Raw genomic sequence first — 26,093 nt, 5'->3', positions numbered from 1 at the left:
TGTAGTGGAGCTATGTCCAAAAAAGACCGGATAAATCCATACCAACAGGGGTGAGAATCCGCCGCCTGTTGCTTACACCATGATGGCACAAGGCCGTCGCGGTCTGGCCCACGTTCACCTTGCTCGCGTCTCTTCACCATCCATCAGCAAGGCAACACAGGCTCCCAGCCACACGGGAGGGGACCATGAAGGAATACAGAGACACACCAAATATGAAAGAGGTCTTCAGTGGCCCCGGCTGGAATGATTCGGTGTCCTACGAAGACCGCCATGAACCGATCAGGGTCATCCTGCGCGGGAAAGAAAAAGCAACGGTTTATGTCAATGGTGTACCAGAAGATACTGTGAACGGTGTCGAAGGTGTCTACGGCAGTCAGGGCAATGACCATCTGACAGGTGACGAGGGAAGTAATGTCTTAAAAGGTGGCCCGGGCAGCGACACACTGGATGGCGGCGCCGGAACAGACTGGGCTTGGTACGACGAGAAAGCGGCATCCGTGCGGGTAACCCTGCAAGGGTCGCAAAACGCAGCCGTGTACGTAGGCAATGTAGCCGAGGACACTATTCGTAACATTGAGAATATACGCGGTGGCTGGGGAAATGACGAACTGACAGGAGATGAAGTCAGCAACGAGTTCCGGGGAGGTGGCGGAGAGGACTTTCTGGACGGGGGAGACGGCGACGACTGGCTTCGGGGCAATACCGGCAATGACGTCCTCTATGGTGGGGCCGGAGACGATATCCTGGATGGTGGCAGCGGAAATGATGTTCTCGATGGCGTTGCCGGAAACGACATACTGAAGGGCGAACACGGTCATGACGCGCTGGACGGTGGTGATGGAAATGATCTCGCTGACTACACAGACAAGACAGCTCCTGTTCGCGTGACACTGCACGGCGCACAGGATGCCGCCGTATATGTGGGAGGCATCGCTGAAGATACAGTCCGGAATATCGAGAATATACGTGGTGGCTGGGGAAATGACCAAATCACCGGAGACGAAGGCGACAACACCCTTCTGGGCGAAAGAGGCAATGACTTTCTGGACGGAAGGGATGGTCACGACATTCTGAACGGTGGCCCTGGTGTCGACACCCTGCACGGCGGTGCCGGAGATGACCACCTTGAAGGGGGAAATGGAAACGATTTCCTGTATGGCGGCGCAGGCAACGACATTCTCAGGGGAGGTCCGGGAAAAGACAGCCTAGATGGCGGCGAAGGCAACGACCTTGTGTCCTACAGCGGGAAGACCGAACCCGTCCGGGTCACGCTGCTGGGGTCACAGGAAGCAACCGTCTACATCCATCACTGGGCTGAAGATACGGTCAAGAATATCGAAAGAATTTACGGAGGATCGAGCGACGACACGCTGACAGGGGATGAAAACGACAATACTTTCCGGGGAGGACGAGGCAAGGACAGCCTAGATGGAGGATCTGGCTCAGACTGGGCCTGGTACGATGGAAAGACAGCACCTGTCCGGGTAACGCTACATGGATCACAGGACGCCGTTGTATACGTGGACAATACAGAGGAAGATCGCATACGGAATATCGAGAACATAAAAGGAGGCCACGCGGGGGACCAGCTGACCGGGGATGAAGAAGATAATACGCTGGATGGCGAAGGTGGAAATGACGAGATCTGTGGCAATGCCGGTAATGATCACCTGAATGGCGGAGAAGGAGAAGACTGGCTGAAAGGTGACGAGGGAAACGATATCCTGACCGGAGGGCCAGGCGCCGACACCCTCCACGGAGGCCTTGGGGCCGATACCTTCCGCTACGCGACAATAGCAGAAACCTACGGTGACCGGATCTTGGACTTCCAGCCGGGGGAAGACCGGATCGATCTTTCTGAAACAGGGCATGTCTTTACCCTGCTCGGAGATCGCCCTGCACCGGGATCCCTATGGACAACCACCGAAGGAGAGGATCTTGTCCTGAAGGGTGATACAGACCGCGATGTCAACACAGTTGAGGTCGAGCTCAGGCTTATGAAGAGTCCATTCCTGACAGCAAACGATATCGACGGAGTTAACAACACCCTGACCATAAACGGGAAACACCTGAATGCTGCGGAAACAACGGAAGACGTCATCCTTGGGCTTTCGGAGTTCGAAGGACTTAACAAGATTTCGGGTGGAAAGGGTAACGATATCCTGAACGGCAGCACAGGAGACGATATGCTCAGGGGTGGCTCTGGTGATGATACCCTAAATGGCGGTGCTGGAAGCGATACGCTGCGCGGAAACAATGGAAACGACCGCCTGAATGGCGGAGAGGGGCGCGACTGGATCAGGGGGGGACATGGTGCTGATACCCTGCATGGAGGACTAGGTGCCGATACCCTCCACGGAGGGCCCGGAGCTGATATCTTCCTCTATGCCACAACAGCCGAAACCCATGGTGACCGGATCCTTGATTTCCAACCTGGGGAAGACCGGATTGACCTCTCCCAAACAGGATACATCTTTACCCTGCTCGGAGACCGTCCTGTACCGGGGACTTTGTGGACCTCCTTGGAAGGAAAGGATCTTGTCCTGAGGGGTGATACGGACCTTGACAGCCGTACGGCCGAAGTTGAGCTCAGACTCAAGGACAACCCGCTGCTGACAGCCAGAGACCTTGTGTTAAGGAATGCACCTGATTCCATTCTGCCTGACACGCAGAATAAACACGAAGATACTCACGTCATGATACCGTACCACGCTGAAAGCCCGAGGGTGGCGTATCTCGGGGCCAGTCAGGAACAAGAGAGCATAACAGACCAAGAAAATCATCGTCCGGCACGCAGCACCAACATACACGACCACGATATGGTTCTGGATTTCAGCACCAAACAAGATAAGGCCATACAGACTGCTGCCGTCGTACCCTCCCTCCCCGAGATGCATACGATTCAGAAACCGAATTCCATGCAGTCTCCGTCTATCCGGATAGAAAAAACAGACAACGAAATAGTACTTCACTTCGATACAGACGGAAACGCTGAAACAAAAGGCTTCAGCATCACCCTGACAGGTCTTGGCTTCAGTGATGACGGAACAATGGTATTATAACAGCACACCGTTCTTCTTAGATCATGTGGAAAATGGATTCGATTGTAACGGATCTGATCCAGAAAGAAGCACCTATATCACATTAATATAGCAATAGAACACGTTACGTTCCTTTTGAATGTCATCTGGACCCTAGCAATCTTATAGAGATGTTCAAACGATCATATTTCCTTTACTCAAGCCACCTCTTCCCTGAAAAGAATCCTTGCAACTCTATTCAATTCAAACAAAAAAGAGATTTGTAAACAGGGGATAGAGATATGCTTGAAAAGAATGAACCCTTCATTGCGCGTTTTCTCGGCGAGGTACGCCGAAAACTCCTCGATACCGGAACGCGCAACCGATTGATTCACGTGAACCGGGCAAATCTCAGGGCCAACTGCCTGAACATCATAAACGAGAAGTCCGACCCGATTTATAGCCTTCTGCGCTTGAAGGCAAAGGACATGCGTTTCAAGGCAATGGGCAAAGACAAGAAGGGGAAAGACGATGAGATGCTCTTTGCACTGCCCGACAACGACATCACAGACGGGTCGAGCCGGCTGATCGACACATTTATTGAGACTCCACTTGGTCCGGACGCCCTGACGCGGCGGCTTTTACGCCTTTCCGGGGATGCCAAGACCGCCGAAGAAGAACAGGGTCTCAATATACTCTACCTCGCCCTCGGCTTTCTGATATGGAAAGAAAGTGACTCGACGGGTACGAAGAGGGAAACACCGCTTGTCCTGCTCCCGGTAAGGCTTGTACGTGACCAAAAAACATCAGAATTCAAGCTGAAATGCTTGGATGATGACATCACAACAAACCTGCCTTTGCAGGAACGACTGCGACAGGACTTCGGCATCCGCCTACCCGATATCGATGAAGGCGAGGGTTGGTTGCCATCATCCTATTTTGCCCAGGTAGCGGATGCCATATCCGGACAAAAGGACTGGTCAATCGATACAGATGGTATGCAGCTTGGCTTTTTCTCCTTTGCCAAGCTTTTGATGCACCGTGACCTGAGCCAAGAGGCTTGGCCAGAAGGTGCTTTTGCCAACAACCCGTTCCTAAGGGGGCTCCTTACAGACGGCTTCGCGGAAGATCCCCCGTTTTTTGCCCCCGGGGACCGTCTGGATGAGCGGCTTGCGCCGGCAAAACTTATTCAGGTTGTTGATGCTGATGCCTCGCAGACAAAAGTCATTGAGGAAGTCAGGGAAGGCAGGAGCCTTGTTGTACAGGGGCCACCCGGTACAGGAAAGTCACAAACCATCACCAATATTATCGCCGCATCTGTTTATGATGGAAAGTCTGTCCTTTTTGTTGCCGAGAAAATGGCCGCCTTATCAGTCGTACATGACCGACTTGTACGCTGCGGGCTGCGGGATATCTTCTTGGAACTCCATTCCCGGACGGCAAACAAAAAAGCGCTGGTGCAGGAGCTTGGCCGCACGCTAATGGCCAGTAGCATAAAACTACCAAAGGTCGGAAGCTCAGAGCCTCTGAAGAAGACGCGGGATGAACTGAACCGGATTTCCAACCTGCTGCACACACCAATACCCGGCAGCACAGAGACCCCATTCCATGCCATTTCTGACATTATCGGGTTTATGGGAAAGGGGGCATCACCACCCTCCATTCCATTGGAAGGCCTTGCAGGCCTTGATCACGAAACACGCCTGGCTGTATTGAAGGCTATCGATGCCTTCGTCGCGGCGGTGGAGAGGGCAGGAGAAAAACAGAGACACCCCTTCAGGGGCAGCATGGCACGCGACCTGCAACCAACAGATTTGTCGCGTCTTGAAACAGAATTGAAGGCTGCCGTTGAAGCACAAGATGCTCTTCTGGCCAAAGCGAACAAAATTGCAGCGAAGATAAACCAGACAGAGCCACGCACCTTTGATGCTATCTCCAAACTGTGTGCCGGGCTCGAAAGTCTGACCACTGCTCCGGGCGAGGTTAAGTCTCTCCTGCCAAACCTGTTCGAGCATGCTGGACGACCACGTCTGACCGAAGCGCTTGAAGCAGGTGCAAACTGGGCAGCAGCCCGCAAGGCCATCGACTGTACCTATGTGGAAGCGGCATGGAATGCAAATCTGGCTGACTTGCGCACCATGTTGGCAAAAGGACAAGCGTCATGGCTTGTGCGCATATTCGGAGCATACAGAAGCGCCTCTGCCGAACTCTCAGCCCTTCTGATGATACCGCTTCCCAAAACACCAGCAGAGCGCCTGCAGGTCGTTGATAATTTGATCAAAGTCCAGAACCTGCGTCGAGCCCTTACAGATGAGGAAGCATGGTTGCAATCAGTTCTTGGTTCTGAATGGCGTGGAGAACGAACGGCTTTTGACAGCTGTCTCGATGCTGCGCGGTGGTTATCGACAGCGCATGGAACTGGGGCCTTCTCAACAGTTGAACAGATGACCAGTGCGCTTGCTGTCCCGAACGTAGCCTCCATGGCCAATGATCTCTCCACTCTGCTGAACCGTGCACGTACCCTTGTCGCAGTACCAATAAGCCGGCTTCAGCTTGACCTTGTCGAAGCTGGCTTGGGGCATCACATTGATACTGTGGGATTGGACATCCTGCGTGATGTTTTCTCAGATATGGCTGCTGATGTCTCACGCTACAGTGAATGGGCTGAACTTTTGCATACTGCCACCGTTCTTGTTGATCATGGATCTGGTGCCATTGTTGATGCTGTCTATGAAGGGCGACTGGAGCCATCTCAGGCGCGGATTGAATTTTCCTATGCTTGTGCCGAGGCGCGCTGGGATGATGCACGCAACAAATTGCCTGAATTGAACAAGCTTTCACAGCGGGACAGACATGACCTTGTCCGCTTGTTTTGCCAGTTTGACAAAGACCGGATCGAAAACACAAAGACCCTGATTCTGGCGAGGCACTTCATGCGAATGCCGCGCGAGACGGGTAGTGAAATGAAAATAATTCGTGGTGAAATCGGGCGGAAGCGCGGACACAAACCAATCCGCTGGGTAATGAAGCATGCCGGATCCGCTGTACAGCGTATAAAGCCAGTGATGTTGATGAGTCCGCTCTCGGTTGCGCAGTTTCTCCCGCCTGGTAGTGTCACGTTTGATCTTCTCGTAATCGATGAAGCGTCGCAGATACGGCCTGAAGACGCGCTCGGCGTGATCATGCGTGCAAAGCAGATTGTCGTTGTAGGTGACCAGAAACAACTCCCGCCAACATCGTTTTTCGATCGTCTGGTTAATGAGGTGGATGAAAATGACGAGGAAGAAGACACTATTGCTCCGGGTGCAGCTGCTGCCGATATGGAAAGCATCCTTTCGCTTTGTGAAGCACGGGGTCTACAAAAACAGATGCTGGAATGGCATTATCGTTCCCGTGATCCGTCCTTGATTCGGGTCAATAATGCAGAATTTTATGGTGACAGACTTGTCTTGCCGCCTTCACCCTTGCAGATCAATCCTGATTATGGCCTGAAGTTCCGCCATGTTCCGGGTGTTTATGCCCGCGGAGGCAGTGGCCTTGGGCGTCAGGGAACAAACCGCATCGAGGCAGAAGCAGTGGTTGAAGCGGTCATCAAACATGCCCACACATGGCCTGAACTTTCACTGGGTATCGTTGCCTTTTCAAAGACCCAGGCCGATATGCTGACAGAAGTTCTGGAGTTTGAACGCAGACGGAACAGTGCTCTAGACGCTTTCCTTCGCGAAGGAAAGCCTGAGGATGTGTTTATCAAGAACATCGAGAACGTCCAAGGCGATGAACGTGATGTTATCCTGGTTTCGGTGTGCTATGGCCCGCAGGAACCCAATGGACGCCTGACAACCATGTCTTTTGGTCCAATCAATACAGAGGGTGGGGAGCGGCGGCTGAATGTGCTCTTCTCCCGTGCAAGGGTCCGATGCGAAATTTTTGCTTCATTTGACCCCGGTGATATTGACGTGTCACGTTCATCTCGTGAAGGATCAAGAGTCCTGAAGCGGTTTTTGGATTTTGCGAAGACTGGCATAATGGAAAGCTCTGTTATTACTGGGCTTGATGCTGACAGTCCATTTGAGGAGGATGTAGCAACGGTCATTCGATCATTTGGATATCTGGCCGACATTCAAGTCGGAACGGCGGGTTTCAGAATAGATATTGGTGTCCGACACCCGAGTAGACCGGGGCAATATCTTCTGGCAGTGGAATGCGATGGAGCCACTTATCATTCCGCACTTTGGGCCCGCGAACGTGACCGCCAGCGCCAAGATATTCTTGAAAATCTTGGCTGGCGTTTTCACCGGATCTGGAGCACCGACTGGTTCCACCACCGCAACCGCGAAATCGAAAGGTTACGCTTGGCTCTCGAAAATGCACGCGTGATATCAGAGTCGGGAATACGGGTCAGAGGAGCTAACCATGCAATCACAATTCCACAGGACGGCAATTATGTACCAGAAACAGACAATAGGGTGAACAATACGCGCCTTCAGGGTTGAGTCCCAGATTCTGTAGCTTTTTATACTACAGCAAGACACCCATGGACCTTTCTGGGTGCTCCATCTCGTAATTTCACTATTCTATTTTCCTTAGAATAGTTTGTGGTCAGCCCGCGATCAGGTAGCGACCGAGTGCCCTGTTATCATCTTTTTCAGTGGAAAGCATAACAGGCCCAAGTAATAAAATACTTGGGCCTGTTATTTTTGGTTGCGGGGGCAGGATTTGAACCTGCGACCTTCAGGTTATGAGCCTGACGAGCTACCGGGCTGCTCCACCCCGCGTTTGTTTTCTGCATGTAGAGAAGCAAGCGTTTATTTTTTTGATTTGAGAGATGAGAAGACCTGGCGGCGTCCTACTCTCCCGTGCCTTGAGGCAAAGTACCATTGGCGCAGCTGTTTTTCACGGCCGAGTTCGGGAAGGGATCGGGTGTTTTTCCAGCGCCATGACCACCAGGTCATCACATCTCACAAATCTGGACTAGTTTTATGTATGAACGGTGTGTTTCGTGCATTTGAGTGGTTTTACCACTGCGCACGGGCTCTAAAGCCTATCGAGCGATTAGTACCGGTTAGCTTCACGTGTTGCCACGCTTTCACACCCGGCCTATTGACGTGGTGGTCTTCCACGGCTCTCAAGGGATACCTTGTTTTGAGGATGGTTTCCCGCTTAGATGCATTCAGCGGTTATCCAATCCGTACATAGCTACCCAGCGGTGCTCCTGGCGGAACAACTGGTACACCAGAGGTACGTCCATCCCGGTCCTCTCGTACTAGGGACAGCTCCTCTCAAGTATCCTACACCCACGGCAGATAGGGACCGAACTGTCTCACGACGTTCTAAACCCAGCTCACGTACCTCTTTAAATGGCGAACAGCCATACCCTTGGGACCTGCTCCAGCCCCAGGATGAGATGAGCCGACATCGAGGTGCCAAACACTTCCGTCGATGTGGACTCTTGGGAAGTATCAGCCTGTTATCCCCGGCGTACCTTTTATCCGTTGAGCGATGGCCCTTCCACGAGGGACCACCGGATCACTAGAACCGACTTTCGTCTCTGCTCCACCCGTCGGTGTCGCAGTCAGGCTGGCTTTTGCTCTTGCACTCGTCGAGCGATTTCCGACCGCTCTGAGCCAACCATTGCGCGCCTCCGTTACTCTTTGGGAGGCGACCGCCCCAGTCAAACTACCCGCCACACAGGGTCCCGGTCCCGGCTTACGGGACGCGGTTAGACATCAAATACGGGAAGGGCGGTATTTCAAGGGTGGCTCCGCCTGGGCTGGCGCCCTGGTTTCATAGCCTCCCGCCTATCCTACACATCCAATATCTGATGCCACTGTGAAGCTGTAGTAAAGGTGCACGGGGTCTTTCCGTCTGACCGCGGGAACTCCGCATCTTCACGGAGAGTTCAATTTCGCTGAGTCGATGTTGGAGACAGCGGGGAAGTCGTTACGCCATTCGTGCAGGTCGGAACTTACCCGACAAGGAATTTCGCTACCTTAGGACCGTTATAGTTACGGCCGCCGTTTACCGGGGCTTCAATTCGGAGCTTGCACCCCTCCTCTTGACCTTCCGGCACCGGGCAGGCGTCAGACCCTATACGTCGTCTTGCGACTTCGCAGAGCCCTGTGTTTTTAATAAACAGTCGCCACCCCCTAGTCTGTGCCCCTCACCTGTGGTTGCCCACGGGCGAGGCTCTCTTATTCCGAAGTTACGAGAGTAATTTGCCTAGTTCCTTCAACATCGTTCTCTCAAGCGCCTTGGTATACTCTACCAGTCCACCTGTGTCGGTTTCGGGTACGGTCATTGTTGGTGGTGTTATTTCCTGGCCCGTCTTCACCGCTGCTTCAATCCGATAAGGAGCAACGATTTACGACGGGCGTCACATCCACCTGGCCCACGAATATTAGCGTGGTTCCCATCGACTACGCCTTTCGGCCTCGCCTTAGGGGCCGGCTTACCCTGCGCGGATTAGCCTTGCGCAGGAACCCTTGGACTTACGGCGACAGGGTTTCTCACCCTGTTTGTCGCTACTCATGTCAGCATTCTCACTTCCGATACCTCCAGCAAACCTCACAGTTTGCCTTCACCGGCTTACGGAACGCTCCGCTACCGCTTGTCATAGACAAGCCCGCAGCTTCGGTGCATGGCTTTAGCCCCGGTACATCTTCGGCGCAGGACAGCTTAATTAGACCAGTGAGCTGTTACGCTTTCTTTAAAGGATGGCTGCTTCTAAGCCAACCTCCTGGTTGTTTTGGCCGTCCCACATCCTTTCCCACTTAGCCATGACTTGGGGACCTTAGCTGGCGGTCTGGGCTGTTTCCCTTTTGACGATGGACCTTAGCACCCACCGTCTGTCTGCCGGACAGTACTCGCCGGTATTCGGAGTTTGGTTCGAGTTGGTAAGGCTCGCGCCCCCCGTCCCGATCCAGTGCTCTACCCCCGGCGGTATAGATCCGACGCGCTACCTAAATAGCTTTCGCGGAGAACCAGCTATTTCCAGGTTTGATTGGCCTTTCACCCCTAGCCACAGTTCATCCCCGTCTTTTTCAACAGACGTGGGTTCGGTCCTCCAGTGGGTGTTACTCCACCTTCAACCTGACCATGGCTAGATCACCTGGTTTCGGGTCTACCGCATCGAACTGAACGCCCTGTTCAGACTCGCTTTCGCTTCGCCTACACCTGCCGGCTTAAGCTTGCTCGATACGGTAAGTCGCTGACCCATTATACAAAAGGTACGCCGTCACGGACATTCCCGAAGGAATTCCGCTCCGACTGCTTGTAGGCATCCGGTTTCAGGAACTGTTTCACTCCCCTCGTTGGGGTGCTTTTCACCTTTCCCTCACGGTACTGGTTCACTATCGGTCACTGGAGAGTACTTAGCCTTGGAGGGTGGTCCCCCCATGTTCAGACAGGATTTCACGTGTCCCGCCTTACTCGAGGACTACAGTGTTTTTTACCCGTACGGGGCTGTCACCCGCTCTGGCACGCCTTTCCAGACGTTTCCGGTTGTTTCACTGCAGCCACTGGGCTGGTCCGCGTTCGCTCGCCACTACTTGCGGAGTCTCGGTTGATTTCCTTTCCTCCGGCTACTTAGATGTTTCAGTTCGCCGGGTTCGCTTCCACACCCTATGAATTCAGGTGTGGATACCACAGATGCGGTGGGTTTCCCCATTCGGACATTTCCGGATCAAAGATTGCTCCCATCTCCCCGGAACTTTTCGCAGGGTGCCACGTCCTTCATCGCCTTCCAGTGCCAAGGCATCCACCAGATGCCCTTGTCACGCTTGAGAGCCCATGCGCAGGGAAAAAACCACTGCACACGGAACACAGCATTCATACATTATGCGTTGAACATGCAGTCCTTCATGGCATCGCCATCCGGGCTTCCGGACGGCACGTGCCGGTCTGCAATCCAACGCGGTCACTAGACCCTTTAATTGCTTGCTTCTTTACAATGAATAACAACGAGACGGTATCGGGGCATGGCCCCGAACGGATTTCCCTGCAGTCAGTGCGGCGCGGTGGTGGAGGCTATCGGGATCGAACCGATGACCTATAGCTTGCAAAGCTATCGCTCTCCCAGCTGAGCTAAGCCCCCTGGGCCGCGGGTGTGCCTGGGCATCGGTGGTGGGCCTGGCTGGACTCGAACCAGCGACCTTACGCTTATCAGGCGTACGCTCTAACCACCTGAGCTACAGGCCCGAGCCTGTGCACCGGCGTGTACCATGTATGGTACGGTCTGACTGCGGAAGGGATACGAGGACGACCGTATCGGGTGCACCTTTCGGTGCGATGCCGTGATATCACGGCGTTTTGTTCTCGGTGATCCAGGTTGCCCCGGATACATCCTTGAAAGGAGGTGATCCAGCCGCAGGTTCCCCTACGGCTACCTTGTTACGACTTCACCCCAGTCGCTGACCCTACCGTGGCCGGCTGCCTCCTTGCGGTTAGCGAACCGTCTTCGGGTAAAACCAACTCCCATGGTGTGACGGGCGGTGTGTACAAGGCCCGGGAACGTATTCACCGTGGCGTGCTGATCCACGATTACTAGCGATTCCGACTTCATGCACTCGAGTTGCAGAGTGCAATCCGAACTGGGACGACTTTTTGGGATTTGCGCCTTCTCGCGAAGTGGCTTCCCTCTGTAGTCGCCATTGTAGCACATGTGTAGCCCAGCCCGTAAGGGCCATGAGGACTTGACGTCATCCCCACCTTCCTCCGGCTTGTCACCGGCAGTTTCCCCAGAGTGCCCAACTTAATGATGGCAACTGAGGACGAGGGTTGCGCTCGTTGCGGGACTTAACCCAACATCTCACGACACGAGCTGACGACAGCCATGCAGCACCTGTGTGGGATCCAGCCGAACTGAAGGAACCGTCTCCGGTTCCGCGATCCCCATGTCAAGGGCTGGTAAGGTTCTGCGCGTTGCTTCGAATTAAACCACATGCTCCACCGCTTGTGCGGGCCCCCGTCAATTCCTTTGAGTTTTAACCTTGCGGCCGTACTCCCCAGGCGGAGTGCTTAATGCGTTAGCTGCGCCACCGAAATGCATGCATTCCGACAGCTGGCACTCATCGTTTACAGCGTGGACTACCAGGGTATCTAATCCTGTTTGCTCCCCACGCTTTCGCACCTCAGCGTCAGTACCGTGCCAGATGGTCGCCTTCGCCACCGGTGTTCCACCCAATATCTACGAATTTCACCTCTACACTGGGTATTCCACCATCCTCTCACGGACTCAAGCCTTGCAGTATCAAAGGCAGTTCCGGGGTTGAGCCCCGGGATTTCACCCCTGACTGACAAAGCCGCCTACGCGCGCTTTACGCCCAGTAATTCCGAACAACGCTAGCCCCCTTCGTATTACCGCGGCTGCTGGCACGAAGTTAGCCGGGGCTTCTTCTGCGGGTACCGTCATCATCGTCCCCGCTGAAAGAGCTTTACAACCCGAAGGCCTTCTTCACTCACGCGGCATGGCTGGATCAGGCTTTCGCCCATTGTCCAATATTCCCCACTGCTGCCTCCCGTAGGAGTCTGGGCCGTGTCTCAGTCCCAGTGTGACTGGTCATCCTCTCAGACCAGTTATGGATCGTCGCCTTGGTGCGCCGTTACCACACCAACTAGCTAATCCAACGCGGGCCAATCCCAAAGCGATAAATCTTTCCCCCTCAGGGCGTATACGGTATTAGCCAAGGTTTCCCCAGGTTGTTCCGTACTTCAGGGCATGTTCCCACGCGTTACTCACCCGTGCGCCGCTCCCGGATAAATCCGGGCGCTCGACTTGCATGTGTTAGGCCTGCCGCCAGCGTTCGTTCTGAGCCAGGATCAAACTCTCAAGTCATAATCGACAGTCTCTTAACTTCACAAAGCGTATGCTTAAATCAAAGATACTAGACTACCGTCTAAACACGGTCGTCCACGTATCCCTTCCGTCTCTTCACTCTGCCTAACAACACCAACAATCAAAAACCAGAAACTCCAGTCCCTCAGCGTCGGGACGCACCTTCTAAGCCCCAATCCAAAAATCGTCAACACAATTCATTAAACTAATACCAAAAAAATGCAGAATGCTCTCTCCGGTGCCGTCTGATACAGATTTTAGGTTATAATTCTGCTAATAATCTATCTTAAGGTGTAAATATGATCTCTGATGAAATGACATTCCTTGATGGGCCAACCATTTTTACCGGGATAGAGGTCAAGGTTGGCCTGGGCATTCTCATACAGAATGGAATTGTTTCTGACATCCTGCCGTCGGACAAAGTACCGAAGGGCACGTATCGCATTAACCTTCCTGATAACAGTTTTCTTGTTCCGGGCTTTTTTGACGCACAGGTCAATGGTGCCGGAGGCCTGCTTTTCAATGACGCACCCAATGAAAAGACAGCCCGTCATATGGATCGTATCCTACGGACGTTTGGCGTAACGGGTTTTCTTCCAACCCTGATTACGGATAATCCTGAAAAAATGCGGCACGCTGCCGACGCCATCCTCCACCTTGTAGATGACAAAGAAAACGGCATTTCAGGGCTTCATCTAGAGGGGCCTTTTATCAATCCGATAAAACGGGGATGCCATAACGATGACTTTGTTCGTTGCCCTGAGGAAGAAGACATCTGTTTTCTCGAGAAACTTGGCCTTGCTTTACAAGGAAAAGGCGGCCGTCTCTTGCTGACGGCCGCACCGGAGACAATGCCCGAGGCTTTTGCCAGGCGCCTTGTTCGGTCAGGAGTTGTTCTGTCCATGGGACATAGCGAGGCAACCTATGAACAAGCCCTAACCGCCTTGCGGCATGGCTTTTCGGGTTTCACACACCTAGGCAATGCAATGAGCCCTGTCCGGGGGCAAGATCCCGGTCTTTTGGGAGCAGCCCTTTTATCCGCGTCGAAGGCTTGGGGGGGATTGATCGCTGATGGTATTCACGTCCATCCGGCATTGGTTCGTCTCGTGTTGCAGGAGGCGCAAAACAAGGGGTGCAAGCCTTTCCTTGTCAGTGATGCTATGCCCCTATTGGGAACCGGGGACAATGCATTTTCACTGTATGGAACGCCTGTGTTTCGACGGAATGGACGGCTGGAAACAGAGAATGGAACGCTTGCCGGCGCCGATATCTCTATTCTCCATGGACTTAAATGGCTTCTGTCGATGACAGACATACAGCGGGAAGAAGCGTGGCGTATGGCCTCTCTGTATCCATGCCAGTTTCTGGGACTGGATCAGACCATGGGACAGATAAAAAAAGGAATGAGCGCCAACCTTACCCTGCTAAGTCAGGATATGGATATATTGGCAACGTGGGTGCACGGTGTCAGCACCTCTCTATAAGCTGGAAGAACGTTTATGACCTTTACCATTTGGCATAATCCACACTGCTCAAAATCACGCCAGGCGCTTTCCCTTTTGCAAAGCAAAGGGGTAGAGCCTGATGTGGTCTTATACTTGCAAACACCCCCAACGCCCGATGTCCTGAAATCTGTCCTCTCAAAACTTGGTATGAGAGCCGTCGAGCTGGTGCGGCAGAAGGAAGCGCGTGAAGAGGGAATGCCTCTGGAAGCATTGTCAGACAATGAGCTCATTGCGTTTATGTGCGCTCACCCTAGGGTGATTGAACGACCTGTTGTCATACATAAGGAAAGGGCATGCGTTGGCCGACCGCCTGAGAAAGTTCTGGAACTTTTTACGGCATAAAAAAGGAGGGGATATCCCCTCCTTTTCTCTTCTCAAGACACGCAAGCACAATCAGTTGTTCATGGCTTCAAAGAAGTCATTGTTATCTTTTGTTTCCTTTAGCTTCCCAAGCAGGAAGTCCATACCATCCTGTGTACCCAATGGGTTGAGGATACGGCGTAGAACCCACATTTTCTGCAAGGTCTGGCGATCAACCAGAAGTTCTTCCTTGCGGGTGCCGGAACGATTGATGTCAATTGCCGGGAATGTCCGCCTGTCAGCAAGTTTACGGTCTAGGATCAGTTCGGAGTTACCGGTTCCCTTGAACTCTTCGAAGATCACTTCATCCATACGGGAGCCCGTATCAATCAGGGCCGTCGCAATAATGGTCAGGGAACCGCCTTCTTCGATATTACGGGCTGCACCGAAAAAGCGCTTGGGCCTTTGCAGGGCATTGGCGTCAACGCCACCGGTCAGAACCTTTCCTGAAGATGGAACAACCGTGTTGTAGGCCCGGGCAAGACGGGTAATGGAATCAAGGAGGATAATTACATCCCGTTTGTGCTCAACCAGCCGCTTGGCTTTCTCGATCACCATTTCCGCAACCTGAACATGGCGGTTGGCCGGTTCATCGAACGTTGAGGAAATAACCTCCCCCCGGACACTGCGAGCCATATCGGTCACTTCTTCCGGACGTTCGTCGATCAGAAGCACAATCAGATAGGCATCGGGATGATTGGCGGCAATGGAAGTCGCAATGTTCTGCAACATCACGGTTTTACCGGTTCGCGGTGGTGCGACAATCAGGCCACGTTGCCCGAAACCAAGCGGCGATACCATTTCAATAACACGGGGCATCATGTTCCGGTTGGTCGGATCATGCGTTTCCAGCTTGATCTTCCGTGAGGGATACAGAGGCGTCAGGTTATCAAAGTTAATGCGATGACGGACCGATTCCGGATCCTCGAAATTGATCGTGTCAATACGCAACAAGGCAAAATAACGCTCCCCGTTATTGGGGGCACGGATCTGGCCTTCAACCGTGTCACCCGTCCTCAGGCCGAAGTGACGAACCTGGGTCGGGCTGACGTAGATATCATCCGGACCTGGAAGATAGTTGGCTTCCGGAGAACGCAGAAAACCAAAACCATCCTGCAGAACCTCCAGGACACCGGTTCCATAAATCGCCGTACCACGTCCGGCAAGGGACTTCAGGATCCCAAACAGGATATCCTGTTTCCGCAGACTGCTGGCATTCTCAACATCAAGTTCTTCAGCCAATTTGAGAAGATCGGCCGGTGTTTTCTTTTTCAGGTCCTTCAGATGCATACAGGTCTACCAGTCAGTATGCCCCGGTTCCGGTCTTCGCCTGTTCTGAACGATCAGGAGGCACGGTCGGAGACGATGGAGAAGCCGCCTAGACCTTTTCTGCACTGGATACAAAACCCCGTTCCGAACGGCATGAACCAATCTTGAGGAACAAGGACAGAAACGTGTCTGGAAAAGGTAGCGGATAAGGGAAGGAAGAAGCCCGGACCAAATACATGACCGTAACTTCCATACCGGTACCGTTAAAATGAACCGTGTCCCGTGTCAACGTTTTCCGTACACGGCGCAATGTTTCAGAACGGTTTGATAATAACCAGAATAATAATTCCCAGCAGAAGAAGCGTCGGAACCTCGTTGGCAATACGGTAAAAACGATGAGAACGCGTATTCTGCCCAGCCTCAAAATCCCGGCGCCAACGGGCATAAAAAGCGTGGCAAACCGCCATACCAAGGGCCAAAACAATCTTCGCATGCAACCATCCCTGCCCTTTCAGCCAGTCAGGGGCCAGAAGAAGGCCGGTTGAGAACACAATCACCATCGAAGGATTCATGATAGCCCGCAACAAACGGCGTTCCATAACCTTGAAGGTTTCAGAAATCGCTGAGTTCATGGCCCCTTCTGCGGCGTGATACACATAAAGCCGTGGCAGATAGAATAAGCCGGCCATCCAGGTGATAACTGCGGTCACATGCAGGGCCTTGATCCACAGGTATGGGTCAGACCCCACAGGCATCAATGCAAACATCCGCTTTATCCTTTGTCATACGATCCGGTGCATGGGGACACCGTGTTTTATCATCGCGGCACAGTTTCCGGTCATGGCAGGAACGAAGCTGTCCGGGGACCAGCAGCGTTTTCCGGACTTGGTCAGCCAATCCCCTGATAAAATGTGGATCACACTGGACCGTCATAATCCTATTATAAGATGGCACGCCGCTTTCACGAGCAAGGGCCCCATATTCGATATCCAATTCCACCAAGGTCTCGGAATGTTCAGACACGAATGCAACCGGCACCATCACAACCGCAACCCCGTCTTTTCCGGCCCGGATAATTTCATCATCCGTTGACGGGCCAATCCATTCCAAGGGACCAACACGACTCTGATAGCAGATCGTCCAGTCTAGGTTTGCGGTATCCACTCCCAGAAACCCAAGACGCTCAACCAAGGCATCACAAGTCTGCTCCACTTGGTCCTGATAGGGATCTCCGGCTGCAATCACTTTTTTTGGCAAGCCGTGGGCCGAAAAAAGGACACGTACATTCGTAGAGAGATTCGACAGGGTATCACGAATTTTCAGAGCCAAGGCATCGATCAAGCCAACTTCATCAGGATAACAGCACAATGTGGACGTTGGCACATCAAGCCCCTGCTTCAAGGCTTCTTCTGCCCAGAGCTTGAGTGAGGATCCTGAAGTTGTTGATGAATATTGCGGATAAAGGGGAAGAAGAACAATCTGGTCTGGCGAAAAGTCTTTAACAGCGTGCACTGTTTCAGCCGTCATTGGATGCCAATAACGCATGGCAACAAAGACTTTTACCGTATCTGCCATATCAGCCAATGCCTTTTCAAGAGCATCAGCCTGACTTCTGGTTTGTTCAAGCAGTGGGGATTTTCCTCCCAGATGCTCGTAAATTTCACGGGCAACCGGTGCTCTCCGCGAGGAAATAAACTTTGCTAGAAGCCACCGCACAGGCTTTGGTGCACCAATAATCGCCGGATCATTGAACAGGTTGAACAAAAAGGGTTTTACCGCTTCCGGACGATCTGGTCCCCCCAGATTGAAGACGACAATAGCCAGCCTTTTCACGATACTCTCCCTGGGGCAAAAGAACGGACACGCTCGACAAGACGACTTACGTTTTCCGGTGGTGTTGCAGGCAAAATGCCATGCCCCAGATTGAAGACAAAGGGGCCATGCCCAAGGGAATGGAGAATGGCATCAATGGCTTGGTCAAGGTACTCTCCCCCTGCCAAAAGAGCAACCGGATCCAGGTTTCCTTGTACCGTCATGTGTGGCTGCAGTGTCCGGGCAGCCCATTCCAAGGGTACTGTGGTATCCAGACTGACTGCATGACAGCCACTCTCGCGGACGAACCGCTCGTACAGAAGGCCAGCTCCGCGCGGAAATCCTATGATCGGGATATGGGGGTGACGATCCTTTACCGCACTGACAATGCGTTGCACAGGTTCCAAAGCCCATCGGTAAAATTCCTTCTCGGGCAATACCCCCGCCCAACTGTCAAAAATTTGCAGTACTTCAGCACCAGCTTCTATCTGCCCACACAGGTAGTCAACGGATGCATCCTCCAGAAGGGTGATCAATCGCGCGAAGTCTTTTGGTTTTGAATACGCCCAAGCTTTTGTTCTGGAAAAATCTTTTGATGATTTTCCCTCTATCATGTAGGTCGCAACAGTCCAAGGGGCTCCACAAAATCCGATCAGGGTTGTGTCCTGTGGAAGCTGTGAAGCAAGATTGGATACCGTCCTGAACACCGGATCAAGGTGAGAGCGAACTCTGTCAGGATTTAGGGTATCAAGGGACTGTGGTCCTTCCAGAGGTGGTAAACATGGTCCCTCCCCTTCGCGGAAGGATACGTTCTGCCCAAGCGCATCAGGAATAACCAGAATATCTGAAAACAGGATCGCCGCATCCATCTGATAGCGGTTTATGGGTTGGAGTGTGACCTCTGTTGCCAAACCTGGCGTATAACACAGTGAAAGGAAGTTGCCTGCCTTTGCCCGTGTTTCCCTGTATTCTGGTAGATAGCGTCCAGCCTGGCGCATTAGCCATAGGGGAGTTTCTATTGTTTTTTGTCCCGAAAGGGCTTTCAGCAAGGGCTTTGTAACAGGTGGCACAGTCAATCCTTCTTTCTTGTTTTCCATCTGAATATAAAAGTTTTTTGTTAAAGGAAATGTAGTGAATTGTTGATCCCTGTGAATAAAGGGGATTACCGTTTTTCACGATCTTGTCCACACGATCATGGTGGATAATCATGTGATTGCAGATCCGCGTGGAAAAACAAGGGAAAGTACGACTTCATTCCCCTATGTAACAGGAGTCGATCTTTTTGTCACAGGCTGTTGATGATGTGGGTTTCATCTGTTGGGGCAAATTGTACACGGTCTTCACATTCCATATCTGATCTTTATGGACAAGAGGATTAACCGGTGACTGAAACCAAGGAAAACGGGTATGAAAAATAGCCTGTTTTTAAAAGAGGGCTTTTATCCCCTGTTATCAACGGCGTTTGCGTTATCTTGTGTACAAGAGGGACAATGCGGTGATGGCGGATACACGGGGCCTGTCAATCCATCTGGTGTCTGATTCCAGTGGGGAAACCATTTCCGGTATTGCCCGTGCCTGTCTGGCCCAGTTTGAACACCTTGCCTTGCGCCAGCACGATTGGTTCCTGATACGTACATCAGGGCAGACCCGTCGGTTGATACAGGGAATTAGGGATGATCCAGGGCCAGTTTTGTACACTGTTGTTGATCCTGATATCCGCGCATCCCTAGAGCAGGAATTCATGGACCTGGATGTTCCGTGTATACCGGTCCTAGATCCAATTCTGAATGCTTTGTCTGCATATCTGGGAAGTCCGGTCCATGGCAAACCCGGGCGACAGCATGTCGTCGATGCCCATTATCTGCGCCGTATGGATGCCATTCAGTTTACAATTGATCATGATGATGGTCAGCTGCTGGAAGGTCTTTCCGAGGCGGATGTCATTGTGTTCGGGGTTTCAAGAACATCCAAGACACCGATGTGTATGTATCTTGCCAATCGTGGCCTGAAAGCGGCCAATATTCCTGTTGTTCCCGGTGTTATCCTGCCATCTGATCTGTTTTCAATCCCTGGGCCACTGATTGTGGGCTTGACCCGGGATCCTTCTGTTCTGGCTGATATACGGCGCCATCGGCTGAAAATGATGGGGGGAGATATCGGTTCTGTGGATTATGCCGACGAGGATCGGGTTCGGGACGAAATGAGTCAGGCCAGAAGGCTTTTTACCCGGCACGCCATTCCGGTTATTGATATGACCCGCAAATCGATAGAAGAAGCAGCCGCCACGGTTATGCAGCTTTATGCACAGAAACGGGGCAGTGTGTAACAGGAGCTACGGAAACAGTGTCCCAACCCGGTCTTGTCCTTGCCTCTGGCAGTATGATCCGTCGCCGTATCCTCAGTGATGCTGGTATACCGTTCCATGTCGATATTCCAAATGTTGATGAAGGCGCCTTGAAAAAGGCCTGCTGTAACGATGGCTTGACGGTGGAGCAGACCGCGCTGGAACTGGCTTGTGCCAAGGCTCTCCAAGTGTCAGTGCGTTATCCGGAAACCCTTGTCTTGGGGGCAGACCAAATTCTGGAATGTCATGGGGATTGGTTTGATAAACCCAGAGATTATCAACAGGCAAAGAACCAGCTTCTGATCCTTTCCGGAAAGACGCATCGCTTGGTATCTGGTGTAGCCCTGTGCATGAATGGGCGTGTTATGTGGAAAATGGCCGATAATTCTTTTATGACAATGCGTTCACTCTGTGAAAAACGCGTTGAGAATTACCTTGATAAAGCTGGGGATAAAGCCTTGGCGTCTGTTGGATCTTATCAGGTGGAAGCTCTGGGCGTTCATCTTTTTGAACAGATGGAGGGGAATTGGTTCACGATCCTTGGTCTCCCGCTTTTGCCGGTTCTGGATGTTTTGCGTCAGCATGGGATTGTGGATCCATGATGATCAGTGGGCATGCAAAGTTAGCCGGTATTCTGGGATGGCCGGTATCCCACTCGGCCAGTCCTTGTTTGCATGGGTTTTGGCTTGAGGCCTATGGTGTTGATGGTGCCTTTGTTCCCCTTCCCGTTCACCCGGATGATCTTGAAATGGTTGTGCGTGCCTTGCCGCGTATGGGGTTTTGTGGTGTCAACGTGACAATTCCGCACAAGGAAGCCGTCTTGAGTCTATGCGATACGCTTTCGGAAACTGCTCGTACAGCAGGGTCGGTGAATACCCTGACGTTTTCCACAGATGGATCCATACACGGCGATACGACGGATGGGGATGGCTTTATGCGCAATGTGCAGGACCAGGCTGGTTTTGTTGATCCCAAAGGTCCGGTGTTGGTTCTTGGTGCGGGTGGTGCGGCACGGTCGGTTGTTCTCGCCTTGGTCAGTGCCGGGTTTCAGGATATTTTGATTACAAACAGAACGCCTGAAAAAGCAGAATCCATTGCGCGTGACTTGGGGGCTGGAATTACGGTTGTTGAATGGGATAACTACAAGCCGTTTTTTCCGTTGCTCTCTCTTCTGGTCAATACAACAAGCTTGGGAATGACAGGTTGTCCGCCGTTGTCGCTGTCCCTTGATACCCTGTCGGAACAGGCTGTTGTATGTGATATTGTGTATAAACCGCTGGAGACGACACTTCTTGCCACAGCACGCAGACGCGGAAACAGGGTGGTTGATGGACTGGGAATGCTCCTGCACCAAGCTTGCCCCGGGTTCCATGCTTGGTTCGGTGTGATGCCCATTGTAGATAATCTGTTGCGTGATCACGTTATCAAGAGCCTGCATCTGGCATGACTATTCTGGGAATCACAGGATCTGTCGGAATGGGGAAATCCACAGCCTGCCGTATGCTGCGCATTCTTGGCGTTCCCGTTCATGATGCTGATGCGACGGTGCACGCCCTGCTTGGCCCGGCGGGTGCCGCTGTTCAGGCTGTTGCTGCGGCCTTTTCCGGTGTCGTCCGTGATGGCGTGATTGATCGGGCTGCCCTCGGCGCCTGCGTTTTTCCGGATCCGGAAGCCCTTTCCCGTCTGGAAAATATTCTTCACCCCTTGGTCCGTCAATCGGAGCAGCGTTTCCTCAAACAGTATCAGCGTGCGGGCTTTCCCCTTGTTGCCCTGGATATCCCTTTGTTGTTTGAAACAGGGGGAGAGGATCGCTGTGATTATGTTGCCGTTGTCAGTGCGCCATTTTCCATACAGAAAGCCCGGGTTTTATCCCGTAAAGGAATGACGGAGGAGCGTCTGTACGCTATTCTGGCACGGCAAATGCCGGATTATGAAAAACGCAGGCGTGCGGACTGGGTTGTGCCTACCGGGCTTGGGCGCGGGGTAACTTTTCGCAGCCTGCACCGTATTGTTCGGTTGCTCTCTTCAGGACAAGTGGGTTGAAACAGTATGCGTGAGGTTGTCTTTGATACGGAAACAACGGGCTTTGATCCCGCAGAGGGACACAGGCTTGTCGAAATCGGATGTTTGGAATTGGTTCATCTTGTTCCGACAGGAAGAACCTTTCATACGTATCTGGACCCTCAACGGGATGTGCCGGCCGATGCGGCCCGTGTTCATGGCCTGACAACAGAGTTCCTGTCCGGGAAGCCGCTGTTTGCTGAGAAAGCGCAGGACTTTCTCGACTTCATCGCGGATTCCCCGTTGGTTATCCACAATGCCGCCTTTGATATGAAGTTCATCAATGCGGAGCTGGTTGCACACGGCTTTCCGCCCGTTCCGTTCGAGCGGGCTGTTGATACGCTCCTGATGGCCCGGCGGCAGTTTCCGGGTGCACCAGCAAGTCTGGATGCCCTGTGCAAGCGCTTCAATATTGATAACAGCCGCCGTGACAAGCACGGTGCACTTCTGGACTCTGAACTTCTTGCTGAAGTTTATCTGGAATTGCGTGGTGGCCGACAGCCTGGCCTTGTGCTGTCAAATGTCCCTTCTTCCGGGAAGGCTGACGGGGAGACAGCCTCTCCCCGTACCTACCGGGAACCTCGTCCGCATGCCCCCACCCCAGAAGAAGCGGAGGCACATCAGAACTTTGTTCGTAACATGGTAAAAGAAGCGTTATGGCTTCAATACGATAAGAGCTGAGACAAAATTTTCTTTCCCGACGCAAATTCCGATTTAGAGGATAAAGCGGGAAAGATCAGCCTTGTTTGCCATGCCACCCAACCTTTCGTGTACATCGTTTGCAGTCAGGGTAATATCTTCCCCAGCCCGATCGGTTGCCGAGAAGCTGATTTCCTCCAGAAGTTTTTCCAGAACTGTGTGTAAACGTCTGGCACCGATATTCTCGATAGCAGCATTGATCTCGGTCGCAAGTTTGGCCACAGCATCAATGGCATCGTCTGTAAAAGTCAGTGTCACGCCCTCGGTTCCGATAAGGGCCTTGTATTGCTCGATCAGGTTGGCTTCCGGCTCTGTCAGGATGCGGCGGAAATCATTCTGGCAGAGCGGCTGAAGTTCAACACGGATTGGAAGACGACCCTGCAATTCCGGAAGGAGATCGGATGGCTTGGCAACGTGGAATGCACCGGACGCAATAAACAGGATATGGTCTGTTCGCACCGGGCCGTGCTTGGTGGTCACAATGGTTCCTTCGATCAGGGGCAGCAGATCTCTCTGAACTCCTTCTCGGGATACATCTGCACCTCTGTTTTCCGACCGGACTGTGATTTTGTCCACTTCATCCAAGAAGACGATGCCATTGTTTTCTACAGAGAATATGGCCTCCTTGACCACCTGTTCCTCGTCCAGAAGCTTGTCTGCCTCCTCGCGCAGGAGAATGTCGTAACTGTCCTGTACGGTCATTTTGCGCGTTTTGGTCATTCCGCCAAATGCTTTGCCAAACAGGTCATTCAGATTGAGCATCCCCATCTGTGATCCGGGCATTCCGGGGATATCAATTGTTGGCATGGATGGATTGGCTGTATCACGGAGCTGCAGTTCAATTTCACGGTCGTTCAGGCTGCCCTCGCGCAACATCTTGCGGAATTTTTGACGTGTTTCTGTGCTTGCCTTTTCCCCGACCAAGGCATCGAGAACACGTTCTTCAGCGTTTACCTCGGCCTTGGCATTAACCTGTCGCCTCAGGCGGACGCGTGTGTCTTGAACAGCTGTTTCTGTCAGGTCGCGGATGATGCTTTCAACATCACGGCCGACATACCCCACTTCGGTGAATTTTGTTGCTTCAACCTTGATGAAAGGCGCCTCGGCCAGTTTTGCTAGACGGCGCGCAATCTCTGTCTTTCCGACGCCCGTTGGTCCGATCATGAGAATATTCTTGGGCAAGATTTCTTCACGCAAGGCTTCGGGTAATTGCTGGCGACGCCACCGGTTTCGCAGCGCTACGGCTACAGCCCGTTTGGCATCGGCTTGCCCGACAATATAGCGATCTAGTTCAGAGACAATTTCACGGGGGCTGAACGCTGTCATTTACAGGCTCTCCAGAACAATATTTCGGTTTGTGTATACGCAAATATCGGCAGCAATCTTCATGGAGCGTCGCGCTATCTCTTCTGCATCAAGGGCTTCGATATCAACCAGCGCCCGTGCGGCTGAAAGGGCAAAGCTTCCCCCAGAACCAATGCCAATCAAGCCATCCTCGGGTTCAAGAACGTCTCCGGTTCCTGATAGAACAAGGGAAACATCGCGATCAACAACAGCCATCATGGCTTCCAAGCGGCGCAGATAACGATCGGTTCGCCAGTCCTTTGCCAGTTCAACGCAGGCATGGGCCAGCCTACCGGGATGTTGACGGAGCTTTTCCTCCAGGCGTTCGAACAGGGTGAAGGCATCAGCAGTTGCCCCTGCAAATCCTACCAGCGCAGAGCCGTCACCAATGTAACGTACTTTTGTTGCATTGGATTTTATGACCGTGGAGCCGAGAGTGACCTGCCCGTCTCCGGCAACAACAACCCGGCCGTTTTTTCGTACAGAAAGAATTGTGGTGCCGTGCCACACGGCAGGAGATGAATCAGACATAGGTCAGCGTTTCCAAAAAGCACGTTGTACGGAAACACTGCGTTTCCGGAATTCCTAGATGGGGCATTGCAATAGGCGGGTCAACACTCTATCGACAGCGAACAATCAAGGATTGTGTTTTTCCGGAAGAACTATTATAGTCCGTTTCCGTCAGGGTTTGGCTTTTTTGTGCAAGACTGCATAGGATCCCCTGCTTGCGATTTCCTGAGTCGTGTGCCCAAAGGAGGTATAGGGTGTGAATTCGGTTCTTCGCTCAGATTATACAACTGATCAGTTTAATAACCGTGATGTGCTCCGCCTGCTGAGAGGCATCCACGGTGCCTTGGAAGGTCTGAAGAAAGATCTTGGAGAAGGAAGGGGAATAGACCGCCGCTGCGCTGAAGTCATTCACTTCCTCGATGTTTCACAGGCCATTGTAGAAGAAATTATGGCCGATCACGTGGTGTGACCGGCCATGGTGCTGTGATTTTTGTGCGTTCTTGATTTAGTCACGTCGGCTCATGCTGTTCAGCAATTCTAGAATGTTGCGACGCATTTCGCTGCTGGGGAGTTTCCAGAAAAGGCGGACCAGCTCCATGGTCTCGTTCCGCGAGAGAGGGTCTTGTTCATAGGCGGGCACGGGATTTTCGCCCAATCCTGCGTTTTGTGGCAGGTTCTGTGTCGGACGATGCTCTGTGACGTCGTGCCCAATATCCTCAAAGAAAAAAGCAACATCAACGCCAAGAACGCGCGCAATATCATACAGACGGGATGCCGATATGCGATTATGTCCGCGTTCGTACTTTTGTATCTGTTGAAACGTAACGCGGACAGCTTCTCCAAGCTGCTCCTGACTCAACTTCATCAGGCGTCTGCGTAGCTTCAGGCGCTTTCCAACGTGTATGTCAACAGGATCGGGTCCGTATTCTTTCGCCGTGATTGGTTGTCTGCGGCGGATCTTTATTCTGCTCTCACTATTCACCTTGGACACCATGATGTTTTCAGATTTTAGAAATATCGTCATTCTTGATTGAACAATAACGACCCTTTTTCCCTTATGCTAGTTGAAAGGCACGACAGGTAGCCCGTATTGAGTGCAATTGATATCTAAAATGTAGATCAAACACATATAGTTAAGATGATAAGGGCGTTTGCCAAAATTTCTTCTTAAGGTATTAATTTTAAGCAAAACGCAATCTTAGTTTCCAAGTATTATTTCGTGTATTTTGTAATAAAAATTAATTCAAGTGACATTTAACATAAAAATATGTACGCGTTTTTGTATGCAATATGAAATGATGCCATGCTCCATCGTTTTCTGGGGATATACGCGGGTG

General features: G+C 52.3%; 17 protein-coding genes, 3 tRNA genes and 3 rRNA genes. 10 read left to right on the top strand and 13 right to left on the bottom strand.

Annotated elements, in window-relative coordinates; all coding sequences use genetic code 11:
* Window positions 1-185 precede the first annotated feature (185 nt).
* Window positions 186-3,062 carry a calcium-binding protein gene (locus AY555_RS03900; RefSeq protein ID WP_082811846.1) on the top strand — a complete coding sequence of 959 codons (2,877 nt, stop codon included), beginning with the start codon at window positions 186-188 and terminating at the stop codon, window positions 3,060-3,062.
* A gap of 260 nt (window positions 3,063-3,322) precedes the next feature.
* The gene (locus tag AY555_RS03895; RefSeq protein WP_066133702.1) at window positions 3,323-7,513 is read left to right on the top strand and encodes a DUF4011 domain-containing protein; all 4,191 of its coding nucleotides are present in this window, start codon (window positions 3,323-3,325) and stop codon (window positions 7,511-7,513) included.
* Window positions 7,514-7,718: 205 nt separating this feature from the next.
* Here the strand turns inward: AY555_RS03895 and AY555_RS03890 are convergent.
* The 6 genes from AY555_RS03890 to AY555_RS03865 all read right to left on the bottom strand — a co-directional run bounded on the left by AY555_RS03890 (window position 7,719) and on the right by AY555_RS03865 (window position 12,852).
* Window positions 7,719-7,795, bottom strand: a tRNA-Met gene (locus AY555_RS03890).
* Window positions 7,796-7,853: 58 nt separating this feature from the next.
* Window positions 7,854-7,968, bottom strand: a 5S ribosomal RNA gene (rrf, locus tag AY555_RS03885).
* A gap of 83 nt (window positions 7,969-8,051) precedes the next feature.
* Window positions 8,052-10,804 (bottom strand): 23S ribosomal RNA (locus tag AY555_RS03880).
* Window positions 10,805-11,036: 232 nt separating this feature from the next.
* Window positions 11,037-11,112, bottom strand: a tRNA-Ala gene (locus AY555_RS03875).
* A gap of 27 nt (window positions 11,113-11,139) precedes the next feature.
* Window positions 11,140-11,216 (bottom strand) — tRNA-Ile (locus tag AY555_RS03870).
* Between the two features lie 150 nt (window positions 11,217-11,366).
* Window positions 11,367-12,852: ribosomal RNA gene (locus AY555_RS03865) — 16S ribosomal RNA — on the bottom strand.
* The 16S, 23S and 5S rRNA genes sit together here with 3 tRNA genes alongside, the layout of an rRNA operon.
* 299 nt (window positions 12,853-13,151) lie before the next feature.
* On the opposite strand from AY555_RS03865, the gene nagA reads away from it, so the two are divergent.
* Both nagA and arsC read left to right on the top strand, forming a co-directional pair.
* On the top strand, window positions 13,152-14,336 hold the full coding sequence (nagA, locus tag AY555_RS03860) for an N-acetylglucosamine-6-phosphate deacetylase (protein WP_066133699.1): 1,185 nt from the start codon (window positions 13,152-13,154) through the stop codon (window positions 14,334-14,336).
* Window positions 14,337-14,351: 15 nt separating this feature from the next.
* Complete coding sequence (gene arsC / locus AY555_RS03855) at window positions 14,352-14,699, top strand: arsenate reductase (glutaredoxin) (RefSeq protein ID WP_066133697.1); 348 nt, start codon at window positions 14,352-14,354, stop codon at window positions 14,697-14,699.
* A 51-nt stretch (window positions 14,700-14,750) separates the two neighbouring features.
* Here arsC and rho read toward each other — a convergent pair whose 3' ends face one another.
* The 4 genes from rho to hemE all read right to left on the bottom strand — a co-directional run bounded on the left by rho (window position 14,751) and on the right by hemE (window position 18,874).
* Window positions 14,751-16,007 (bottom strand): transcription termination factor Rho, encoded by a 1,257-nt coding sequence (gene rho, locus AY555_RS03850; RefSeq protein WP_066133694.1) that lies wholly within the window; start codon window positions 16,005-16,007, stop codon window positions 14,751-14,753.
* Between the two features lie 293 nt (window positions 16,008-16,300).
* Window positions 16,301-16,753 carry a protoporphyrinogen oxidase HemJ gene (gene hemJ, locus AY555_RS03845; RefSeq protein WP_066133691.1) on the bottom strand — a complete coding sequence of 151 codons (453 nt, stop codon included), beginning with the start codon at window positions 16,751-16,753 and terminating at the stop codon, window positions 16,301-16,303.
* Window positions 16,725-17,819 (bottom strand): ferrochelatase, encoded by a 1,095-nt coding sequence (gene hemH, locus AY555_RS03840; RefSeq protein WP_082811845.1) that lies wholly within the window; start codon window positions 17,817-17,819, stop codon window positions 16,725-16,727. The genes hemJ and hemH overlap by 29 nt, the downstream gene beginning before the upstream one ends.
* Window positions 17,816-18,874 (bottom strand): uroporphyrinogen decarboxylase, encoded by a 1,059-nt coding sequence (gene hemE / locus AY555_RS03835; protein ID WP_209315814.1) that lies wholly within the window; start codon window positions 18,872-18,874, stop codon window positions 17,816-17,818. The genes hemH and hemE overlap by 4 nt, the downstream gene beginning before the upstream one ends.
* A 422-nt stretch (window positions 18,875-19,296) precedes the next feature.
* Here hemE and AY555_RS03830 point away from each other — a divergent pair, with 422 nt between their 5' ends.
* Genes AY555_RS03830 through dnaQ form a run of 5 tightly spaced genes read left to right on the top strand, consistent with a single transcriptional unit; the run spans window position 19,297 to window position 22,884 of the window.
* Window positions 19,297-20,124 (top strand): pyruvate, water dikinase regulatory protein, encoded by an 828-nt coding sequence (locus AY555_RS03830; protein ID WP_066133682.1) that lies wholly within the window; start codon window positions 19,297-19,299, stop codon window positions 20,122-20,124.
* A 17-nt stretch (window positions 20,125-20,141) separates the two neighbouring features.
* The gene (locus AY555_RS03825; protein WP_066133679.1) at window positions 20,142-20,744 is read left to right on the top strand and encodes a Maf family protein; all 603 of its coding nucleotides are present in this window, start codon (window positions 20,142-20,144) and stop codon (window positions 20,742-20,744) included.
* The gene (locus AY555_RS03820; protein WP_066133676.1) at window positions 20,741-21,589 is read left to right on the top strand and encodes a shikimate dehydrogenase; all 849 of its coding nucleotides are present in this window, start codon (window positions 20,741-20,743) and stop codon (window positions 21,587-21,589) included. Before AY555_RS03825 ends, AY555_RS03820 begins: the two co-directional genes overlap by 4 nt.
* Window positions 21,586-22,185, top strand: coding sequence for a dephospho-CoA kinase (coaE, locus tag AY555_RS03815; protein ID WP_066133674.1), 600 nt, complete (start codon window positions 21,586-21,588; stop codon window positions 22,183-22,185). The genes AY555_RS03820 and coaE overlap by 4 nt, the downstream gene beginning before the upstream one ends.
* A gap of 6 nt (window positions 22,186-22,191) precedes the next feature.
* On the top strand, window positions 22,192-22,884 hold the full coding sequence (dnaQ, locus tag AY555_RS03810) for a DNA polymerase III subunit epsilon (RefSeq protein WP_066133671.1): 693 nt from the start codon (window positions 22,192-22,194) through the stop codon (window positions 22,882-22,884).
* A gap of 33 nt (window positions 22,885-22,917) precedes the next feature.
* Here the strand turns inward: dnaQ and hslU are convergent, their stop codons facing one another.
* Both hslU and hslV read right to left on the bottom strand, forming a co-directional pair.
* On the bottom strand, window positions 22,918-24,228 hold the full coding sequence (gene hslU, locus AY555_RS03805) for an ATP-dependent protease ATPase subunit HslU (RefSeq protein WP_066133668.1): 1,311 nt from the start codon (window positions 24,226-24,228) through the stop codon (window positions 22,918-22,920).
* Window positions 24,229-24,777 (bottom strand): ATP-dependent protease subunit HslV, encoded by a 549-nt coding sequence (gene hslV / locus AY555_RS03800; protein WP_066133665.1) that lies wholly within the window; start codon window positions 24,775-24,777, stop codon window positions 24,229-24,231.
* A 235-nt stretch (window positions 24,778-25,012) separates the two neighbouring features.
* Between hslV and AY555_RS03795 the strand changes: the two genes are divergently transcribed.
* Window positions 25,013-25,225, top strand: coding sequence for a hypothetical protein (locus AY555_RS03795; RefSeq protein ID WP_066133663.1), 213 nt, complete (start codon window positions 25,013-25,015; stop codon window positions 25,223-25,225).
* Between the two features lie 36 nt (window positions 25,226-25,261).
* On the opposite strand, the gene AY555_RS03790 is transcribed toward AY555_RS03795, so the two are convergent.
* Complete coding sequence (locus AY555_RS03790) at window positions 25,262-25,750, bottom strand: helix-turn-helix domain-containing protein (protein WP_066136498.1); 489 nt, start codon at window positions 25,748-25,750, stop codon at window positions 25,262-25,264.
* Window positions 25,751-26,093 lie beyond the last annotated feature (343 nt).

Source organism: Haematospirillum jordaniae, from assembly GCF_001611975.1.
GTDB lineage: Bacteria > Pseudomonadota > Alphaproteobacteria > Rhodospirillales > Rhodospirillaceae > Haematospirillum > Haematospirillum jordaniae.
Note: the sequence above shows the minus strand (reverse complement) of the source record. Positions and strands in the feature narration are given on the sequence as shown.